The sequence below is a fragment of the Cycloclasticus pugetii PS-1 genome (assembly GCF_000384415.1).
In the GTDB taxonomy this organism is placed as follows: Bacteria; Pseudomonadota; Gammaproteobacteria; order Methylococcales; family Cycloclasticaceae; genus Cycloclasticus; species Cycloclasticus pugetii.
This window is the reverse complement of record NZ_ARVU01000001.1, coordinates 243,524-263,992: the sequence shown is the minus strand read 5'-3', so window position 1 is coordinate 263,992 and position 20,469 is coordinate 243,524. Positions and strand designations below refer to the sequence as shown.

The 20,469-nt window shown below is 44.8% G+C and carries 12 protein-coding genes, 2 tRNA genes and 3 rRNA genes; 7 read left to right on the top strand and 10 right to left on the bottom strand.

The genetic code is table 11. The features are described 5' to 3' along the window. Nucleotides 1-20 precede the first annotated feature (20 nt). The 5 genes from CYCPU_RS0101315 (at nucleotide 21) to prpF (ending at nucleotide 7,823) form a co-directional block, all read left to right on the top strand. Nucleotides 21-1,919 (top strand): propionyl-CoA synthetase, encoded by a 1,899-nt coding sequence (locus CYCPU_RS0101315; protein WP_020161708.1) that lies wholly within the window; start codon nucleotides 21-23, stop codon nucleotides 1,917-1,919. 30 nt (nucleotides 1,920-1,949) lie between these two features. After that, the gene (gene prpB / locus CYCPU_RS0101310) at nucleotides 1,950-2,834 is read left to right on the top strand and encodes a methylisocitrate lyase (RefSeq protein WP_015005075.1); all 885 of its coding nucleotides are present in this window, start codon (nucleotides 1,950-1,952) and stop codon (nucleotides 2,832-2,834) included. Continuing rightward, a complete protein-coding gene (gene prpC / locus CYCPU_RS0101305; RefSeq protein WP_015005074.1) occupies nucleotides 2,834-3,961 on the top strand; it encodes a bifunctional 2-methylcitrate synthase/citrate synthase in 1,128 nt (375 codons plus the stop codon). Before prpB ends, prpC begins: the two co-directional genes overlap by 1 nt. A 75-nt stretch (nucleotides 3,962-4,036) precedes the next feature. Further along, nucleotides 4,037-6,631, top strand: a complete 2,595-nt coding sequence (acnD, locus tag CYCPU_RS0101300; RefSeq protein ID WP_020933156.1) for a Fe/S-dependent 2-methylisocitrate dehydratase AcnD — start codon at nucleotides 4,037-4,039, stop codon at nucleotides 6,629-6,631. Nucleotides 6,632-6,644: 13 nt separating this feature from the next. Further along, nucleotides 6,645-7,823, top strand: coding sequence for a 2-methylaconitate cis-trans isomerase PrpF (gene prpF, locus CYCPU_RS0101295; RefSeq protein WP_020161706.1), 1,179 nt, complete (start codon nucleotides 6,645-6,647; stop codon nucleotides 7,821-7,823). A 464-nt stretch (nucleotides 7,824-8,287) separates the two neighbouring features. Here prpF and rrf read toward each other — a convergent pair. The 6 genes from rrf to tyrS form a co-directional block, all read right to left on the bottom strand. Beyond that, nucleotides 8,288-8,402 (bottom strand): 5S ribosomal RNA (rrf, locus tag CYCPU_RS0101290). 96 nt (nucleotides 8,403-8,498) lie between these two features. Further along, a 23S ribosomal RNA gene (locus CYCPU_RS0101285) occupies nucleotides 8,499-11,388 on the bottom strand. Nucleotides 11,389-11,596: 208 nt separating this feature from the next. Then, nucleotides 11,597-11,672 (bottom strand) — tRNA-Ala (locus CYCPU_RS0101280). A gap of 17 nt (nucleotides 11,673-11,689) precedes the next feature. Continuing rightward, nucleotides 11,690-11,766 (bottom strand) — tRNA-Ile (locus CYCPU_RS0101275). 58 nt (nucleotides 11,767-11,824) lie between these two features. Beyond that, nucleotides 11,825-13,362, bottom strand: a 16S ribosomal RNA gene (locus tag CYCPU_RS11640). The 16S, 23S and 5S rRNA genes sit together here with 2 tRNA genes alongside, the layout of an rRNA operon. A gap of 380 nt (nucleotides 13,363-13,742) precedes the next feature. After that, nucleotides 13,743-14,945, bottom strand: a complete 1,203-nt coding sequence (gene tyrS, locus CYCPU_RS0101265) for a tyrosine--tRNA ligase (RefSeq protein ID WP_015005071.1) — start codon at nucleotides 14,943-14,945, stop codon at nucleotides 13,743-13,745. Between the two features lie 246 nt (nucleotides 14,946-15,191). Between tyrS and CYCPU_RS0101260 the strand changes: the two genes are divergently transcribed. Further along, nucleotides 15,192-16,610, top strand: coding sequence for an OapA family protein (locus tag CYCPU_RS0101260; protein WP_026362542.1), 1,419 nt, complete (start codon nucleotides 15,192-15,194; stop codon nucleotides 16,608-16,610). Between the two features lie 6 nt (nucleotides 16,611-16,616). Next, a complete protein-coding gene (locus CYCPU_RS0101255; RefSeq protein WP_015005069.1) occupies nucleotides 16,617-17,717 on the top strand; it encodes an anhydro-N-acetylmuramic acid kinase in 1,101 nt (366 codons plus the stop codon). A 36-nt stretch (nucleotides 17,718-17,753) separates the two neighbouring features. Here CYCPU_RS0101255 and erpA read toward each other — a convergent pair whose 3' ends face one another. The 4 genes from erpA to argC all read right to left on the bottom strand — a co-directional run bounded on the left by erpA (nucleotide 17,754) and on the right by argC (nucleotide 20,440). Next, nucleotides 17,754-18,101 carry an iron-sulfur cluster insertion protein ErpA gene (gene erpA, locus CYCPU_RS0101250; protein ID WP_015005068.1) on the bottom strand — a complete coding sequence of 116 codons (348 nt, stop codon included), beginning with the start codon at nucleotides 18,099-18,101 and terminating at the stop codon, nucleotides 17,754-17,756. A 54-nt stretch (nucleotides 18,102-18,155) separates the two neighbouring features. Next, entirely contained in the window at nucleotides 18,156-18,590 is a 435-nt protein-coding gene (locus tag CYCPU_RS0101245; RefSeq protein ID WP_016390445.1) for a bactofilin family protein, read from the bottom strand. 80 nt (nucleotides 18,591-18,670) lie between these two features. Beyond that, a complete protein-coding gene (locus CYCPU_RS0101240) occupies nucleotides 18,671-19,390 on the bottom strand; it encodes a DUF6776 family protein (RefSeq protein WP_016390444.1) in 720 nt (239 codons plus the stop codon). A gap of 18 nt (nucleotides 19,391-19,408) precedes the next feature. Beyond that, complete coding sequence (argC, locus tag CYCPU_RS0101235; RefSeq protein ID WP_020161703.1) at nucleotides 19,409-20,440, bottom strand: N-acetyl-gamma-glutamyl-phosphate reductase; 1,032 nt, start codon at nucleotides 20,438-20,440, stop codon at nucleotides 19,409-19,411. Nucleotides 20,441-20,469: the final 29 nt, after the last annotated feature.

Below are 20,469 nucleotides of genomic sequence, written 5' to 3'. Positions count from 1 at the left end.
TTCACTTCTTGGAGAAAAAGATGGGGCAGTATTTAGATCAATATAGGCAATCCCTTGAACAGCCCGAAGCTTTTTGGGCAACCGCTGCGAAGACGATTGATTGGGACCAAAAATGGGATCGCGTACTGGATGACTCAAAAGCCCCTTATTATCGATGGTTTGCCGGCGCCAAGTTAAACACCTGCTACAACGCTCTCGATCGCCATGTCTCAAATGGTCTTGCAAAACAAGCCGCTCTAATTTACGACAGCCCCGTTACAAACACTAAAAAAACTTACAGTTACCAAGAGCTTCTTGATGAAGTATCAAGGTTAGCCGGCGTTTTAACCAACCTTGGTGTCACAAAAGGAGACCGAGTGCTGATCTACATGCCGATGATTCCAGAAGGTGTGATGTCAATGCTAGCCTGCGCTAGGATCGGCGCAGTTCACTCCGTTGTGTTTGGCGGCTTTGCCGCAAACGAGCTCGCCACGCGTATTAACGACGCAAAACCCAGCGTTATTTTATCAACATCTTGTGGCATTGAAGGCAGTCGCATTATTGAATATAAGCCGTTGCTCGATGAAGCGATTAACGTATCCGAGCACAAGCCTGCTAACACGGTTATTTTACAACGCCCGCAAGCAACTGCCTCTATGAAAGAAGGCCGAGATATTGATTGGGCCAGCGCTATTAATAGTGCATCACCTGTCGATTGTGTTTCGGTAGAAGCAACTGACCCACTTTATATTCTTTACACCTCTGGCACCACTGGCCAGCCGAAAGGTGTCGTTCGCGACAATGGAGGCCACGCAGTCGCCATGATGTGGACCATGGAGCACCTTTATAACATCAAACCCGGCGAAGTCTTCTGGGCAGCCTCAGATATTGGTTGGGTAGTTGGTCATTCTTATATTTGTTATGGGCCTTTATTAAATGGCTCTACCACGGTTATGTTTGAAGGCAAACCCATCGGCACGCCTGACCCGGGGGCTTTTTGGCGTGTTATTTCTGAATACAAAGTAGCGTCATTATTTACCGCCCCTACTGCATTACGGGCTATTAGAAAAGAAGACCCTCAGTGCGATTACCTTAAAAAGTACGATATCTCATGTATGCGGGCTTTATTTCTTGCTGGCGAACGTTGCGACCCAGATACACTAACGTGGGCAGAAAATAAAATTCACGTCCCTGTTATTGACCACTGGTGGCAAACAGAAACAGGCTGGGCTATTGCTGCAAATTGTTTAGGCCTTGAAGCATTTCCCGTTAAAGCAGGATCACCAACCAAACCCGTCCCCGGCTATGATGTCCAGTTCTTAGATGAATCGGGGCAAGCTGTTGCAAACGCTGAAATGGGCGCCATTGCCATTAAACTACCACTACCGCCAGGCACCTTTCCAACACTATGGCAAAATGAAGAGCGATTCTTTAGCTCATATTTGGAAACCTTCCCGGGCTATTACGAAACAGGCGATGCTGGCTATCAAGATGAAGATGGTTATGTCTACATCATGGGCCGTACCGATGATGTCATAAACGTAGCAGGGCATCGTTTATCAACCGGCGCAATGGAAGAAGTCCTTGCATCGCACCCAGACGTGGCTGAATGCGCCGTCATTGGTGTCGCTGATAACATCAAAGGACAATCGCCAATGGGTTTTGCTGTTTTACAATCAGGTGCCAACCGTAACGAAGAAGAGGTTAAAGAAGAACTAATTGCCTTAATTCGTGAAAAAATTGGTCCTGTCGCAGCATTTAAAATGGCTACAATCGTTAAACGATTACCAAAAACACGCTCTGGTAAAATATTACGCGGCACTATGCGAAGCATGGCCGATGGCCAAGAACATAAGGTACCAGCCACCATTGACGACCCCGCATCTTTAGGCGAAATTGCCGACAACCTTAAAACGCTTGGTTATCCAAAAAGCGTTTAAATAACACTTAGTTAAGGAGATTTATTTTAGATGACCATTCAATCAGCAGGCCGACGCTTCCGTGAAGCCATGGCACAGGAAAAACCATTACAAATAATGGGCACCATCAATGCTTATGCCGCTTTATTGGCCGAAAAGACAGGCTATAAAGCTATTTATCTTTCAGGTGGCGGTGTTGCCAACACATCATTTGGACTTCCAGACCTTGGTGTTACCACCTTAAATGACGTTCTAACAGATGCCAGCCGAATTACGGCAGCAACTGACGTCCCTTTATTGGTTGATATCGACACAGGCTGGGGCAGCGCGTTTAGCATTGCACGTACTATCAAAGAATTTGAACGTGCCGGTGTTGCTGCGGTTCATATTGAAGACCAGGTGGCTGCAAAACGTTGCGGACATCGCCCAAACAAAGAACTTGTCACCAAAGAAGAAATGGTCGATCGCGTTAAAGCCGCTGCTGACGCAAAAACAGACCCTGACTTTGTCTTAATGGCACGTACAGATGCCTATAACAGCGAAGGCCAACAAGCTGCTATCGACCGTGCATGTGCCTACGTTGAAGCTGGCGCGGACATGATTTTTGCAGAAGCTGTTTACGAACTAGACGATTACCGCGCCTTTACTGCCGCAGTAGACGTACCTGTTTTAGCAAATATTACAGAGTTCGGCAAAACACCCTACTTCACTACCACAGAACTTGGCGAAGCTGGTGCGAGCATGGTGCTCTACCCATTGTCAGCATTTCGTGCAATGAGCAATGCAGCATTGAACGTCTACGAAACCATTCGCAAAGAAGGTACTCAAGTTAATGTTATCGATACCATGCAAACACGTATGGAACTATACGATGTATTGGGCTACCACGAATATGAACAAAAATTAGATGCTCTATTTTCAAAGGAGAAAAAATAATGGCTGAAAAGAAAGTAGGCGGAGCTGGGCTTCGCGGACAATCAGCAGGCGAAACCGCCTTATGTACCGTTGGTAAATCCGGCACAGGTTTAACTTATCGCGGTTATGACATGACCGAACTTGCGGAAAACGCAAAATTTGAAGAGGTAGCCTATTTATTAGCTTACAACAAACTACCAAACCAAGCAGAGCTAGATCAGTACATTGCTAAAATTAAGTCTCTACGAGGCTTACCAGACGCATTAAAAACGGTTCTGGAAAATATTCCTGCAGATGCTCATCCAATGGATGTAATTCGCACAGGTTGCTCTATGCTGGGAAACCTTGAAGAAGAGAAAGATTTCTCTGAACAAACAGATAAAATCGATCGTATGGTTGCTGTCTTCCCATCCATCATTTGCTACTGGTACAAATTCAGTCATGAAGGTGTTCGCATTGAAACAGCAACCGATGATGATTCTGTTGGCGGACACTTTTTACACATGTTACGTGGCGAAAAACCAAACGACGTACATACTGCTGTTATGAGCGCCTCTCTTATTCTTTACGCAGAGCATGAGTTCAACGCCTCTACATTTGCTGCACGTGTTTGTGCTTCTACATTATCAGACATCCACTCATGTGTGACCGGCGCAATTGGCACATTACGTGGCCCCTTACACGGCGGCGCTAATGAAGCTGCAATGGAGATGATTCAAGATTGGAAATCACCTGATGAAGCTGAAGAAAAAATGATGGAAATGCTAAAACGCAAAGAAAAGATCATGGGCTTTGGACACGCTGTCTATACGGTCAGTGATCCGCGTAACGCTGTCATTAAAAAATGGTCTGAAAAGTTAGCAGCTGATGTTGGCGACACAACACTTTACCCAGTGTCTGTACGCTGTGAAGAAGTCATGTGGCGTGAAAAGAAATTATTCTGTAATGCTGATTTCTTCCATGCTTCTGCTTATCATTTCATGGGTATCCCAACCAAGTTATTTACCCCGATCTTTGTTATGTCTCGGGTCACTGGTTGGACGGCGCATATTATGGAACAACGCTCAAACAACCGCATTATTAGACCGAATGCGGACTACGTAGGCCCAGACCCACGTCCAGTACCACCGATAGAAGATCGCGACTAAACACAGCGTGATAACATATAAGCCAGCCTGCATTTCACGGCTGGCTTTTTTATCTAAATATATATGAGTAAAAAAATGAATACAGATTACCGCAAAAAACTACCAGGCACTGACTTAGACTATTACGACACACGTGCCGCTGTTGACGCAATAGAACCAGGCGCTTATGCAAAGCTACCGTACACCTCTCGCGTACACGCAGAAAACTTAGTTCGACGCTGTGATCCAGCTTCATTAACTGACTCTCTCAAACAATTAATAGAACGCAAACAAGACCTAGACTTTCCATGGTACCCAGCACGTGTTGTATGTCATGACATTCTTGGTCAAACAGCACTTGTCGACCTAGCTGGCTTACGTGATGCTATTGCAGAAAAAGGTGGCGACCCGTCTAAAGTAAACCCAGTTGTCCCTACACAATTGATCGTGGATCACTCGCTGGCCGTAGAACATGCTGGTTTTGAAAAAGACGCTTTTGAAAAGAACCGTGAAATTGAAGACCGTCGTAATGATGATCGCTTTCACTTCATTAATTGGACTAAAAAAGCCTTTAAAAACGTAGATGTGATTCAGCCTGGTAATGGCATCATGCATCAAATCAACTTAGAAAAAATGTCTCCGGTTATACATGCTCGTGACGGCGTTGCATTCCCTGATACACTCGTCGGAACAGATAGCCATACACCACATGTTGATGCCTTAGGAGTTATTGCAATTGGCGTTGGTGGCCTAGAAGCAGAAACAGTCATGTTGGGTCGCCCGTCATACATGCGCTTACCTAATATCATTGGTGTTGAACTCACTGGCAAACGACAACCTGGTATTACAGCCACTGATATCGTACTGGCTATTACCGAATTCCTGCGTAATGCTAAAGTTGTCTCTTCCTACCTTGAGTTCTTTGGCGAAGGCGCTGCCGAGTTAACACTCGGTGACCGTGCCACCATTTCAAATATGACACCTGAATTTGGTGCGTCCGCAGGCTTATTTTTTATTGATGAGCAAACCATCGAATATCTAAAACTAACCGGCAGAGATGCCGAACAAGTTAAATTGGTAGAAAACTACGCAAAAGAAACAGGCCTATGGGCCGATGATCTTAAAACAGCTGAATACGAACGCGTATTAACATTCGACTTATCAACCGTCGTACGTAATATTGCTGGCCCATCAAACCCTCACCGCCGTGTACCAACATCAGAATTAGCTGAACGTGGTATTTCAGGCACCGTAGAAAACGAAGAAGGCTTAATGCCCGACGGTGCAGTTATCATTGCCGCCATCACTAGCTGTACTAACACTAGTAATCCACGTAATGTTATTGCTGCTGGCCTTGTCGCTAAGAAAGCTAACGAACTAGGCCTAACCCGCAAACCGTGGGTAAAATCATCCTTCGCACCAGGTTCAAAAGTAGCACAGCTTTACTTAGAAGAAGCAAACCTATTACCTGAACTCGAAGAAATGGGTTTTGGTATCGTCGGCTTTGCTTGCACAACCTGTAATGGGATGAGCGGCGCACTGGATCCCGTTATTCAGAAAGAAGTGGTTGAGCGAGACCTATATACCACTGCTGTATTATCTGGCAACCGCAACTTCGATGGACGAATTCACCCATATGCAAAACAAGCTTTCTTGGCGTCACCACCATTAGTTGTTGCTTATGCGATTGCAGGTACTATTCGTTTTGATATTGAAAAAGACATCCTAGGTAATGATCAAGAAGGCAATCCAGTCACCTTAAAAGATATCTGGCCCAGCGATGAAGAGATTGACGAAATTGTTAAGCAGTATGTTAAGCCCGAACAATTCCGCGAAATTTACATCCCGATGTTCCCTGAATCAGATATTCAACAAGAACAAGTCAGCCCCCTATATGATTGGCGTCCACAAACAACGTATATTCGTCGCCCTCCTTATTGGGAAGGTGCTTTAGCCGGTGAACGTACGCTTAAAAATTTACGTCCACTAGCTGTACTAGGTGATAACATCACAACCGATCACTTGTCACCCTCTAATGCGATTATGTTAGATAGCGCTGCTGGCGCATACCTGCATAAAATGGGCCTACCTGAAGTTGATTTCAATTCATATGCAACACACCGTGGTGACCATTTAACGGCCCAGCGTGCGACATTTGCAAACCCAAAACTATTAAATGAAATGGTTAAAGAAAACGGCGAAGTCAAACAAGGTTCGCTAGCTAGAATTGAGCCAGAAGGAACCATCAGCCGCATGTGGGAAGCAATCGAAACATACATGGACCGTAAACAACCACTTATTATTATAGCGGGCGCCGATTACGGCCAAGGATCATCACGTGACTGGGCGGCAAAAGGCGTAAGGCTTGCTGGTGTTGAAGTAATCGTAGCCGAAGGCTTTGAACGTATTCACCGTACTAACTTAGTTGGCATGGGTGTATTACCAGTTGAATTTAAAGCCGGTGAAAATCGTCATACTTACAACATAGACGGTACAGAAACATATACGGTAACAGGCGATATAACACCACGTGCCACCCTTACATTGACAATTACACGTAAAAACGGCGAGACCATTGATGTCCCCGTAACATGTCGCCTAGACACCGCAGATGAAGTTCTCGTCTATGAAGCCGGCGGTGTATTACAACGCTTTGCCCAAGACTTCTTAGAGTCATCATCAGCTGCTTAATACAGGATTTAGAATGACATACGTGCCACAAATAAAAATTCCCGCCACCTACATGCGTGGCGGCACAAGCAAAGGTGTGTTCTTTAACTTAACTGACCTGCCCAAAGAGGCCCAAGTAGCCGGCGAGGCACGTGATAACATATTATTACGCGTCATAGGTAGCCCAGACCCATACGGCAAACAAACGGATGGAATGGGAGGTGCAACATCCAGCACCAGCAAAACAGTTATTTTGGCCAAAAGTGATCAAGCCGATCATGACGTCGATTATTTATTTGGACAGGTCGCTATTGATAAACCTTTTGTCGATTGGAGCGGTAACTGCGGTAATTTAACTGCAGCAGTAGGTTCATTTGCAATCACATGTGGCCTCGTTGATAAAAAACGTGTGCCAGATAATGGCATAGCTGTAGTACGAATTTGGCAAAAAAATATCAACAAGACGATCATCGCACATATCCCCATAACAAACGGTCAAGTACAAGAAACAGGTAACTTTGAACTCGATGGGGTCACTTTCCCAGCTGCTGAAGTTAAAGTTGATTTTGTCAGCCCTGTCGATCCTTCAGAAGCAATGTTTCCAACAGGCAATGTAGTTGATGACCTTAGTGTACCTGGCATAGGCACTTTCAAAGCCAGCATGATTAATGCGGGAATACCAACGGTATTCTTAAATGCTAAAGATATAGGTTATACAGGCACTGAGTTACAAGAAGCTATTAATAGTAATGCTGACGCCTTAGAGCGCTTTGAAACGATACGAGCGTACGGCGCTATTAAAATGGGCCTGATTAACGATATTTCAGAAGCGGCTGCCCGCCAACACACACCAAAGGTAGCCTTTGTCTCCGAACCAGAATCCTATGTATCTTCAAGTGGGAAAAATATTGATGCTCAAAGTATAGACCTAAATGTACGTGCATTATCAATGGGTAAACTTCATCATGCGATGATGGGGACAGCAGCGGTTGCCATTGGCACTGCATCTGCCATACCCGGAACATTAGTCAACCTTGCAGCAGGAGGTGGTGAAAAAAACATTGTTACCTTTGGGCACCCATCAGGTACATTGAAGGTTGGTGCAGAAGTAAGTAATATCAATGGACAGTGGAGCGTCAATAAAGTAACCATGAGCCGAAGTGCACGAGTATTAATGGAAGGCACCGTTAGCATACCTGGCGATTGTTTTTAACCACAACAAAATAGTAACCTCTAAAAAGGGAGTGCTTTGAACACTCAATTGTTTAAATCAAAGTAACTAATAACATACGGTTTATAAAAAAAGCGGATATAAATTATCCGCTTTTTTTATGCCTGTATTTCTGTCAATAGCAACTCTATAAACTAACGATCAGAAATCAAACAAAACAAAATTGAAACATACAAATCTTATCGGTACTAATGCTAAAAATAGGTATCGTTGTAACAGTATTCGTTAGAGCTATAGCGTCCGACAGAAGCCCAACAAACAAATAAACAAGGCACCAAACCACAAATGCTAACTCATCCATCATTAGCTAACTAGGGTGCCGCATATTGACGTACAAAACTGATAAGTAGCTACATCTTTAGAGCCAACGTATAGATTTACACCCTAAAAAAAGCAAAAACCATAGAGCAAAAAAAACCCGCCAAGAGGCGGGTTTTTGTGTAAAAGCCTGGCAGTTCCCTACTTTCACATGGCTACTGCCACACTATCATCGGCGCTAAGCGGTTTCACTTCCGAGGTCGGAATGGGATCGGGTGGTACACGCTCGCTATTGCCACCAGGCAAATCGGCATCAGAGATATTCTCTGCAATAATTTAGAAAGTTGTACATCAATTCATAATGTTAGTTATTTAAATAACAACCCTTTTGGGTGTTATATGGTCAAGCCTCACGGGCAATTAGTACATGTTAGCTTCACACATTACTGCGCTTCCACACCATGCCTATCAACCTTGTAGTCTTCAAGGGCCCTTCAGGATTCTTAAAGAATCAGTGAGAATTAATCTTGGAAGAGGCTTCGCGCTTAGATGCTTTCAGCGCTTATCCCGTCCGAACGTAGCTACCCGGCAATGCCACTGGCGTGACAACCGGAACACCAGAGGTTCGTCCACTTCGGTCCTCTCGTACTAGAAGCAGCTTTCCTCAATTCTCAAACGCCCACGGCAGATAGGGACCGAACTGTCTCACGACGTTCTAAACCCAGCTCGCGTACCACTTTAAATGGCGAACAGCCATACCCTTGGGACCGGCTACAGCCCCAGGATGTGATGAGCCGACATCGAGGTGCCAAACACCGCCGTCGATATGAACTCTTGGGCGGTATCAGCCTGTTATCCCCGGAGTACCTTTTATCCGTTGAGCGATGGCCCTTCCATACAGAACCACCGGATCACTATGACCTACTTTCGTACCTGCTCGATGTGTCTATCTCGCAGTCAAGCACCCTTATGCCATTGCACTAAGCGGACGATTTCCGACCGTCCTTAGGGTACCTTCGTGCTCCTCCGTTACTCTTTGGGAGGAGACCGCCCCAGTCAAACTACCCACCATACACTGTCCCCGATCCGGATAACGGACCTGGGTTAGAACTCCAAACATACCAGGGTGGTATTTCAAGGATGACTCCACAAGAACTGGCGTTCCTGCTTCAAAGTCTCCCACCTATCCTACACAAATAGGTTCAAAGTTCAGTGCAAAGCTATAGTAAAGGTTCACGGGGTCTTTCCGTCTAGCCGCGGGTAAACTGCATCTTAACAGCTATTTCAATTTCACTGAGTCTCTGGTGGAGACAGTGTGGCCGTCGTTACGCCATTCGTGCAGGTCGGAACTTACCCGACAAGGAATTTCGCTACCTTAGGACCGTTATAGTTACGGCCGCCGTTTACCGGGGCTTCGATCAAGAGCTTCTCCGAAGATAACCCCATCAATTAACCTTCCGGCACCGGGCAGGCGTCACACCCTATACTTCCTCTTACGAGTTTGCAGAGTGCTATGTTTTTAGTAAACAGTCGCAGCCACCATTTTATTGCAACCCTCTTGAGCTCAACGAGCAAGTCGCGTCACCTAGAGGGCGTACCTTCTCCCGAAGTTACGGTACCATTTTGCCTAGTTCCTTCACCAGAGTTCTCTCAAGCGCCTTAGAATTCTCATCCCACCCACCTGTGTCGGTTTGGGGTACGGACGCCTATAACCTGAAGCTTAGAGGATTTTCTTGGAAGCATGGCATCAATCACTCCGGACTCCGTAGAGTCCTCGACATCACATCTCAGGTTTAATGAGTTCCCGGATTTACCTAAGAACTCGCCCTACATGCTTAAACATACATATCCAACAGTATGCTGATCTAGCCTTCTCCGTCTCCCCATCGCAGTTATACGCGGTACAGGAATATTAACCTGTTGTCCATCGACTACGCCTTTCGGCCTCGCCTTAGGTTCCGACTAACCCTGCGCTGATTAGCATTGCGCAGGAAACCTTGGGTTTTCGGCGTGGGGGTTTTTCACCCCCATTATCGTTACTCATGTCAGCATTCGCACTTCTGATACCTCCAGCAAACCTCTCGATTCACCTTCACAGGCGTACAGAACGCTCCTCTACCATGCGTGTAAACACGCATCCGTAGCTTCGGTATGATACTTAAGCCCCGATAAATCTTCCGCGCAAACCGACTTGACCAGTGAGCTATTACGCTTTCTTTAAAGGATGGCTGCTTCTAAGCCAACCTCCTGGCTGTCTGTGCCTTTTCACATCGTTTTCCACTGAGTATCATTTTGGGACCTTAGCTGACGGTCTGGGCTGTTTCCCTTTCCACAACGGACCTTATCACCCGCCGTGTGTCTCCCGCAATTGCACTTGTTGGTATTCGGAGTTTGCAACGGGTTGGTAAGTCGGGATGACCCCCTAGCCGTAACAGTGCTCTACCCCCAACAGTGATATGCGAGGCTCTACCTAAATAGATTTCGAGGAGAACCAGCTATCTCCGGGCTTGTTTAGCCTTTCACTCCGATCCACAGCTCATCCCCTCATTTTTCAACATAAGTGGGTTCGGGCCTCCAGTAAGTTTTACCTCACCTTCACCCTGGCCATGGATAGATCGCCCGGTTTCGGGTCTACTCCCAGCGACTATGACGCCCTATTAAGACTCGGTTTCCCTACGCCTCCCCTAACGGTTAAGCTTGCCACTGAAAGTAAGTCGCTGACCCATTATACAAAAGGTACGCAGTCACACCACGAAGGTGCTCCCACTGCTTGTATGCATACGGTTTCAGGATCTATTTCACTCCCCTAACAGGGGTTCTTTTCGCCTTTCCCTCACGGTACTGGTTCACTATCGGTCGACAAGTAGTATTTAGCCTTGGAGGATGGTCCCCCCATGTTCAATCAGGATATCACGTGTCCCGATCTACTCGATTTCACTCTAAATGCATTTTCGTGTACGGGGCTATCACCCACTATGGCCAAACTTTCCAGTATGTTCCACTAACACAAATAGAGCTTAAGGGCTGGTCCCCGTTCGCTCGCCGCTACTAAGGGAATCTCGGTTGATTTCTTTTCCTCTGGGTACTTAGATGTTTCAGTTCCCCAGGTTCGCTCCTTATACCTATGTATTCAGTATAAGGTGACCATTAAAAATGGCCGGGTTTCCCCATTCGGAAATCTTCGGATCAAAGGTTGTTTGCTACCTCCCCGAAGCTTATCGCAAGCTACAACGTCCTTCATCGCCTCTTGTCGCCTAGGCATCCACCGTATGCACTTATTCACTTGACCATATAACCCCAAAAAGGCTATATATCTGTAAATAACGTTCATTATGAATTACTTAAGCAGTATAAAACATGCGATATCACGTTTTATACTTCTTATATATTTTCTAGCCAACTAGGGGCTAAAAAATACATGTACAACTTTCTAAATTGTTAAAGAGCTATCAACACTAATGCCAATTCAATAAACCCTCTTTGAAGGCTTATTGAATTGGTGGAGCCAGACGGGATCGAACCGTCGACCCCCTGCTTGCAAAGCAGGTGCTCTCCCAGCTGAGCTATGGCCCCAAATAGTATTATGAGCGTGGTGGGTCTGGGTGGATTTGAACCACCGACCTCACCCTTATCAGGGGTGCGCTCTAACCAACTGAGCTACAGACCCTAGCTCGGGTGTATATCAAGTAATTTGTGTGAACACTTATGCAACGTTCATGTTATAGAAAGGAGGTGATCCAGCCCCAGGTTCCCCTAGGGCTACCTTGTTACGACTTCACCCCAGTCATGAATCACAAAGTGGTGAGCGGCCTCCCGAAGGTTAGCCTACCCACTTCTTTTGCAACCCACTCCCATGGTGTGACGGGCGGTGTGTACAAGGCCCGGGAACGAATTCACCGCGGCATTCTGATCCGCGATTACTAGCGATTCCAGCTTCATGCAGTCGAGTTGCAGACTGCAATCCGGACTAGGACCGGCTTTAAGGGATTAGCTTACTCTCGCGAGTTTGCGGCCCTCTGTACCGGCCATTGTAGCACGTGTGTAGCCCTACCCATAAGGGCCATGATGACTTGACGTCGTCCCCACCTTCCTCCGGTTTATCACCGGCAGTCTCCTTAGAGTGCCCAACTAAATGGTAGCAACTAAGGATAAGGGTTGCGCTCGTTACGGGACTTAACCCAACATCTCACGACACGAGCTGACGACAGCCATGCAGCACCTGTATCAGAGTTCCCGAAGGCACCAATCTATCTCTAGAAAGTTCTCTGTATGTCAAGGGTAGGTAAGGTTCTTCGCGTTGCATCGAATTAAACCACATGCTCCACCGCTTGTGCGGGCCCCCGTCAATTCATTTGAGTTTTAGCCTTGCGGCCGTACTCCCCAGGCGGTCAACTTATTGCGTTAGCTGCACCACTAAGCGGAAACCCGCCCAACAGTTAGTTGACATCGTTTACGGCGTGGACTACCGGGGTATCTAATCCCGTTTGCTACCCACGCTTTCGCACCTCAGCGTCAGTGTTGGTCCAGAGAGCCGCCTTCGCCACTGGTGTTCCTTCAGATATCTACGCATTTCACCGCTACACCTGAAATTCCACTCTCCTCTACCACACTCTAGCTAAACAGTTTCAAATGCAGTTCCCAGGTTGAGCCCGGGGCTTTCACATCTGACTTGTTTAACCGCCTACGCGCGCTTTACGCCCAGTAATTCCGATTAACGCTTGCACCCTCCGTATTACCGCGGCTGCTGGCACGGAGTTAGCCGGTGCTTCTTCTGTAGGTAACGTCAGGGCCTAAGGTTATTAACCTTAAACTTTTCCTCCCTACTGAAAGTGCTTTACAACCCTAAGGCCTTCTTCACACACGCGGCATTGCTGCATCAGAGTTTCCTCCATTGTGCAATATTCCCCACTGCTGCCTCCCGTAGGAGTCTGGGCCGTGTCTCAGTCCCAGTGTGGCTGATCATCCTCTCAAACCAGCTACGGATCGTTGCCTTGGTGAGCCATTACCTCACCAACTAGCTAATCCGACATAGGCTCATCTATTAGCGCAAGGCCCGAAGGTCCCCTGCTTTGCCCCGTAGGGATTATGCGGTATTAGCCTGGTTTTCACCAGGTTGTCCCCCACTATTAGGTAGATTCCTATGCATTACTCACCCGTCCGCCACTCGACGCCTGCTAGCAAGCTAGCATCGTTTCCGTTCGACTTGCATGTGTTAGGCATGCCGCCAGCGTTCAATCTGAGCCATGATCAAACTCTTCAGTTTATATTTTTCGACCTCTTAAAAGGAGGTCTAGATCTTGCTCAATATAGAATTAAACGTATTACTTAAATTTTAAAACTTAAGTGTGTTCAACCTATATTGATTATTTTTTAAATAACTTAAACAATCAACACAAGTGTCCACACAAATTACTTGATAAATTTTTAAAGAGCTGATTCAAACTTGGTCTGAACCGGGCCAGCTATTATATCCATTTGCTTTCGTTTTGCAAATTATTTGTTAACTTTTTTCGTTAATAAATATCTGGATCTTTTTACTGTTCTTCTTTGCTTTTCAGCTTAATGATTCGGCTGCTTTGCTAGAAGAGCTGCGTATTATAGGGACCTAATTTCATTGGTCAACGCTTATTTCAACTTTATTTACTAAGCTATTGTTATCTTTGCGAATTTCCTTTTCCCTACCTGCACTAAGTGCTCCTCTCCCAACCCAAGCATCGTACCTTTATCATTAATCTTCTGCTCGTTAACTCTTACTGCCCCCTGCTTTATCATGCGGTAGGACTCCGATGTGCTTTTTGTTAGCCCTGCATCCTTCATAACATTAGCCAATAATAGCTCTCCTGCACTTGTTATAGTTATCCTTTCTATGTCTTCTGGAAGCTGGCCATGTTTAAATCGAGATTCAAACTCTTGTTGTGCGCTTTTTGCTAATGATTCATCGTTAAAACGCTCAACTATTTCTAACGCCAATTTAACTTTTATGTTTTTTGGATTTTCTTTACCCGCTTCGCACTGGGCTTTCCATTCATTAATTTCATCCATCTCCCTAAAACTAAGCAATTCGAAATAACGCCACATCAAACTGTCAGAAATGGACATGATCTTGCCGAACATATCGTTCGGCGCCTCATTGATGCCTATATAGTTACCCAGTGATTTTGACATCTTTTGTACGCCGTCCAATCCTTCTAAGATTGGCATTGTCATCACCACTTGTGGCGATTGACCATATGTTTCTTGCAGCTGGCGACCCACTAATAAGTTAAATTTTTGGTCTGTTCCACCGAGTTCAACATCCGATTTTAATGCTACTGAGTCATACCCTTGTATTAATGGGTATATAAATTCGTGTATAGCAATAGGCTTACCACCGGTATAGCGTTTATTAAAATCATCTCGCTCTAGCATTCTCGCGACAGTATGCTTGGCTGCTAATTGAATTAAATCTACTGCATTAAATTCTGACATCCATGTTGAGTTAAACACTACCTCGGTTTTGTCAGGATCTAGAATCTTGAAAACTTGCTCGGTATAGGAAGCCGCATTTTGTATGACTTCTTCTTTGGTCAACGGCGGCCGCGTTGCTGACTTCCCCGTTGGGTCGCCAATCATGCCAGTAAAATCGCCAATAAGAAACAATATATGATGCCCAGCATCTTGAAACTGTTTTAGCTTATTAATAAGTACCGTGTGGCCCAAATGCAGGTCTGGGGCCGTAGGGTCAAAACCAGCTTTTATTCTTAACTTTTTGCCCGAGGCTACTTTTTTATCAAAATCTGACTCTACCAATATTTCATCAGATCCGCGCTTTAGCTGCGCTAATTGCAATTTTATAGCTTCACTCACACATCTTCCCTATATATAGTATAAAAGGCGCAAGATACTGCATATCAAATATAAATCAACTTTTTCTCACCCAGACTGACTCTGTAGGACGTTCTTTCCGGTCACAATTTCATTACTTTCAATGAAAGGGTTACTCGTGTCACAATTGGGCTTTATACTTTTCACTTTACTTGCTATACAATGTCTAAGCTTACGCTTTTTATAGCTTTTTTTTGTTTTTACATAACCCTTAACACTAACCTTTTTATGATGAAATCTAGCTTAATAAATCGTGATTTTAAAACACCGATAAGCCCTCGTCGCTATAACAGCAAAAAAGCACGTCTTATCACCATGCTGCTGACTACAATAGTTATGCTGGGCATTGCGCTTTATTTCAAAAATGCTACTGATTCCAATCAGGCCAGCTTATCTACCAAGCCAACTAACAATCAACATGTAGTCTCTATTGATTTACCAGAGAGATCATCAGACGATTTTTCTGCGCCTACTTTATCAATTGTTAAGCATAAAACCGCGCCGTTAACTGCTCCAACAAACACTGCCAAAATTACAGGCTCTTCAGAAAAAATCTCATGGAAAGAGTACACCATTAAGCCCGGCGACAGTTTGGCTAAAATATTTAACCACCTGAATTACTCAGCCACCACGCTACATAATATTATTCAGCTTGGCGAACAAACACAGGCTTTAAAAAAGATTCGACCGGGGCAAACACTACGTTTCGCACAAAATGCAGATGGCGAGTGCGTTTCTTTGGAATACGACCTCGACCAAATAAAAACCCTTCGCATTGAAACCATTGATAATGACTTTGCTGCAACGGTTATTGAAAAACCAGTGGAAGTTTCTCACGCTGTAGCATCCGCAGATATCAATAACTCACTTTTTTATGATGCCAAACAAGTTGGGGTGTCTGATAAAACAATCATGGAGCTTGCTAATATTTTCGGCTGGGACATTGATTTCACTCAAGGCTTAAGACAAGGAGATTCATTCAGCCTGCTATATGAATCCAAATCCATCAATGGGAAGCGTATTGAGAATGGCCCTATCTTAGCTGCTGAATTTATAAACCGCGGTAACAAATATCAAGCTGTTCGCTTTACTGATAAAGACGGCAATACTGAATATTTTTCTCCTGACGGAAAGAGCATGCGTAAAACCTTTTTGCGCAACCCTATCGATTTTGCAAGAGTTAGCTCACATTTCAATTTGCGTAGAAAACACCCCGTTTTAAATAGGATTCGCGCACATAAGGGTGTTGACTACGCGGCCTCCACAGGCACACCTATCCGTTCTACTGGGGACGGCAAAATCATCTTCCGTGGTATAAAGGGCGGTTATGGCCGCGTCGTAATCGTTCAACATGGACAAAAATACAGCTCACTTTATGCACATATGTCTAAATATGGTCGTTACAAAAAAGGCTCACACATCAAACAAGGGCAAATCGTCGGTTATGTTGGAATGTCAGGGTTAGTAACCGGACCACACCTGCATTATGAGCTTAGAGTTAATGGCGTTCACCGGAATCCTTTAACTACTAAATTCCCCGCGGCTGAACCAATCAATAAAAACTTGCTGGCTGAATTCAAAAATCAGACATCTCCTCTTTTAGCGCAATTAGCGCTCGCAAAAAAGACTCAGTTAGCACTTAAATAAAACAGCGTGAAACAACTGTATATCGGCATCATGTCAGGCACCAGTTTAGATGGTGTCGACATTGCTATTGTTGATTTTAGCAATGACAAGCCAAGTCTTTTCTCAAGTTACTATAAGCCATACCCAGCTGTATTATTAGCCGATATAACAGCCGCCTGCGGGCAAACTCACATCTCTTATGAGGCACTCGGGACATTAGATGCCCAGCTTGGCAAATTCTACGCTCAATGCGTGCAAGACACGCTACACAATACAAGCCTAAGCCCTCACGACATCGTTGCTATTGGCTCACACGGGCAGACGATACACCATAGCCCTAATAGCACCCCGCCTTTTACTCTGCAAATTGGTGATGCCAACCGTATTGCTGAAGAAACTGGAATTACTGTTGTGGCAGACTTTAGACGACGCGATATTGCAGCAGGTGGTCAGGGCGCTCCGTTAGTGCCTACTTTTCACCAAGCTATTTTTCAATCAGCGCACGATAATCAAGCGATTATCAATATTGGTGGTATTTCGAACGTCAGCTATCTTAATAAAGACCAAACTAACATTATTATTGGATTTGATTGCGGCCCTGGAAACACACTAATGAACCAATGGTGTCAGCAGCACTTTGAAAGACCCTATGACCATTGCGGACAGTTATCCAAAGCTGGACGTATTAATACCCCCCTCCTCAACAGCATGATGGACGACCCATACTTCGCAAGACCTTACCCTAAAAGCACAGGGCCTGAATATTTCAACCTTAACTGGCTGGCTTCACACTTAGAGCGACACCCCGGCAGTACGATCGACACGCTGACGTCCTTATGCGAATTAACGGCCCAGTGCATTGCAAAAAGCCTAACGCAACTCCCAGGCGTTGATAACGTCTTAGTTTGCGGCGGCGGCGTACATAATGACTATTTAATGACAAGGCTTCGCCATTTAATTGAGCTACCTATTGATTCAACGGAGGCTCACGGCCTTCACCCTGATTGGGTAGAGGCCAGTGCCTTTGCATGGCTTGCTAAACGGGCGCTTGAGGGAAAAACTGGTAACCTGCCATCGGTTACCGGGGCCGATAAAGCCGTTATTTTGGGCTCTATTTACCCCGCTTAAACTGAATAACTTAGTAACTAATAAAGCAACAGGTTTCTATGCTGCAAATGATGAGCCACAACCACAAGTTGTTGTTGCATTTGGGTTACGAATAACAAACTGCGAACCTTGTAGGTCTTCTTTATAATCAACTTCTGCTTTTTCAAGGTACTGGTAACTCATTGGGTCTATCACTACAACGACACCATCTTTTTCTATGCCAAAGTCATCTTCAGCCATGGTTTCATCAAAGGTGAAACCGTATTGAAAACCCGAGCAACCACCACCAGAAATATATACCCGAAGTTTCAACTCGGGGTTACCTTCTTCTTTAATCAGCTCAGCCACTTTTTGTGCCGCACTGTCTGTGAAATTAATATCCGCTTCTGCAACAAATGTTGTCATATTTAGAGCCTCTTTATTTAAAATTTATTCACTATACGGTTAGTACACTTTCAATTAAGAAAGTTCGTCTTGCACAGGTTCTTCTTGCAAACCGATAGCTGTTATATTGGAAGCCGCATCTTGCTGGCGCACGAGTTGACCATTCACCTCTGCCCCTACTTCCATTTCAATTAAGTTATATTGAACATTGCCTGTCACTCGAGAATTAGCAATCATTTGCACCCTTTCGGACGCTATCACATCACCTTGAACCTCTCCATCAAGAACGACTATAGGAACATTAACATTCCCATGTATAGCACCCAGCTTACTCAACGTAAGCGTTGCAGTTGAACCGTTTTCCGCCGATACATTTCCGACAACGCGACCATCAATATGCAGCCCACCAGTGTAAACAATATCTCCTTGAACAACCGTACCCTCCCCAATAATAGTGGATACATTAGTGGTATTAATCTCTTTCAATTTTTTTGTATTTGAAGAAAACATTCTTTCAACCTCTAACTTTATTTCTTTAATTTAGCATACTAGTCTATCCCAGATAGGCGTTAGCTCCTAATTCTCAACCTTTAGCCACTAACGACCTCTTGCCAAAGCCACTGCTCTTGCATTGGCTTGGAGCCTTTTTTCGAGCGGTTAATAATCATGCTTACTGTCTTAGGTATAAATCCAATCGGTAACTTAATTTCACCTGTTAGCAACTCATAATACCTAAAAGAAAAATTACCAGACTTCAATCCTTCTATAGACAAATCCTCTAGCAGGAACTCCTTTTCTTCCCCCTGCCAGTCACCTACTATTGAAAACGTATATTGGCCTTTAATCACTTGTTTCTGGCTCGTGCCTTGGGCCAACACTAGTTCATAGTCATAACCACCTTTTTCATCGAGCGGCCTGATATCAAAACTATCAATATATAGCCCCTTAATTAACGTTTCTGGTGCCACAACCCGCTGATAAAAAGCCAACTGCTCCTTTGTATCGCTTAATTCTTCGTGCAGCTTAACCAATGATTTTCTTGCATCTTTTTGAGACTGCGCATCGATTACCTTCGAGCTTTCAATAAAGTCGAGCCGTTTCACAAGAGCTTTGTTTGCCTTCGTTAACTTAACAACAGATTCTTTTAATCGAGCATTATCGGCTTGATATTGTTTAACATCTTTAACCGATAGTCGCCCTAAAACAAAAAACAATGCCAGCAGCACAATAACAATAAACAACGCCGTTTTTTCGATTAACCGCCTGCGCTGCGTTTGATGATAAGGGTGTGGACATTGGTGACGAACCATTAAAAGCACCTATACTATTTAGGGGTATAAACCTACTTGATCTAGGCCCGTTTTTTCATCCAAGCCAAACATAATGTTCATATTATGAACAGCTTGCCCTGAAGCCCCTTTCACTAAATTATCAATCACCGACAATACGGTAACAACCTGCCCACCTTGAGGCTGATGTACAGCGATTTGACAACGGTTTGTGCCACGGACATCACCTGTATCCGGATGCGCACCACTAGGTAATACATCGACAAAGGGCTCATCAGCATAAAACGTCTCAAACAAATCTTGCAAGTTAATCCCCGTTTCTTTTAGCGGCGCATACAACGTGGCATGTATCCCTCGAATCATTGGCACTAAATGAGGTGTAAATGTTAGCGAAACCGGTGATGCAGACAGATGACTCAATTCTTGAGAAATTTCAGGTAAATGTCGGTGCCCCGGAACACCGTATGCTTTAAAACTTTCACCACTTTCACTCATTAAACCGACAACACTGGCAGAACGACCAGCTCCACTCACGCCTGATTTCGCATCGGCAATCAACATTGAGCTTTCAATAACATTTGCCTTAAGAAGCGGTAAAAAACCTAACTGCGTAGCCGTTGGATAGCAGCCAGGGTTAGCTACCAAATCTGCACGTTTAATCAACTCTCGATTTGTTTCAGGCAAGCCATACACTGCCTGCTCAAGTAGTTTTGGGCAAGCATGTTTAGCGCCATACCACTTTTCCCAAACCGCAACATCTTTCAACCTAAAATCAGCTGATAAATCTATTAGTTTGACATCAGCAGCCAATAACTCTTTCGCCATCGTCATAGCTGTCGCATTAGGTGTTGCAAAAAACACAACATCGCATGCTGTTAAATTTTCAACAACCGGGGCAACAAAGCATAAATCATTAAACCCGCGTAAATTTGGGTACACAGCATCAACACGCAAACCCTTTTCGGCCCGCGATGTTACTACCTGAACATCCACCTGTGGATGTATCGCTAGCAACCGGAGCAACTCCACACCGGTATAACCCGTTCCACCTACAATACCTGCTTTTATCACACTTCTGCCTCTTTATATTAATCCTTATT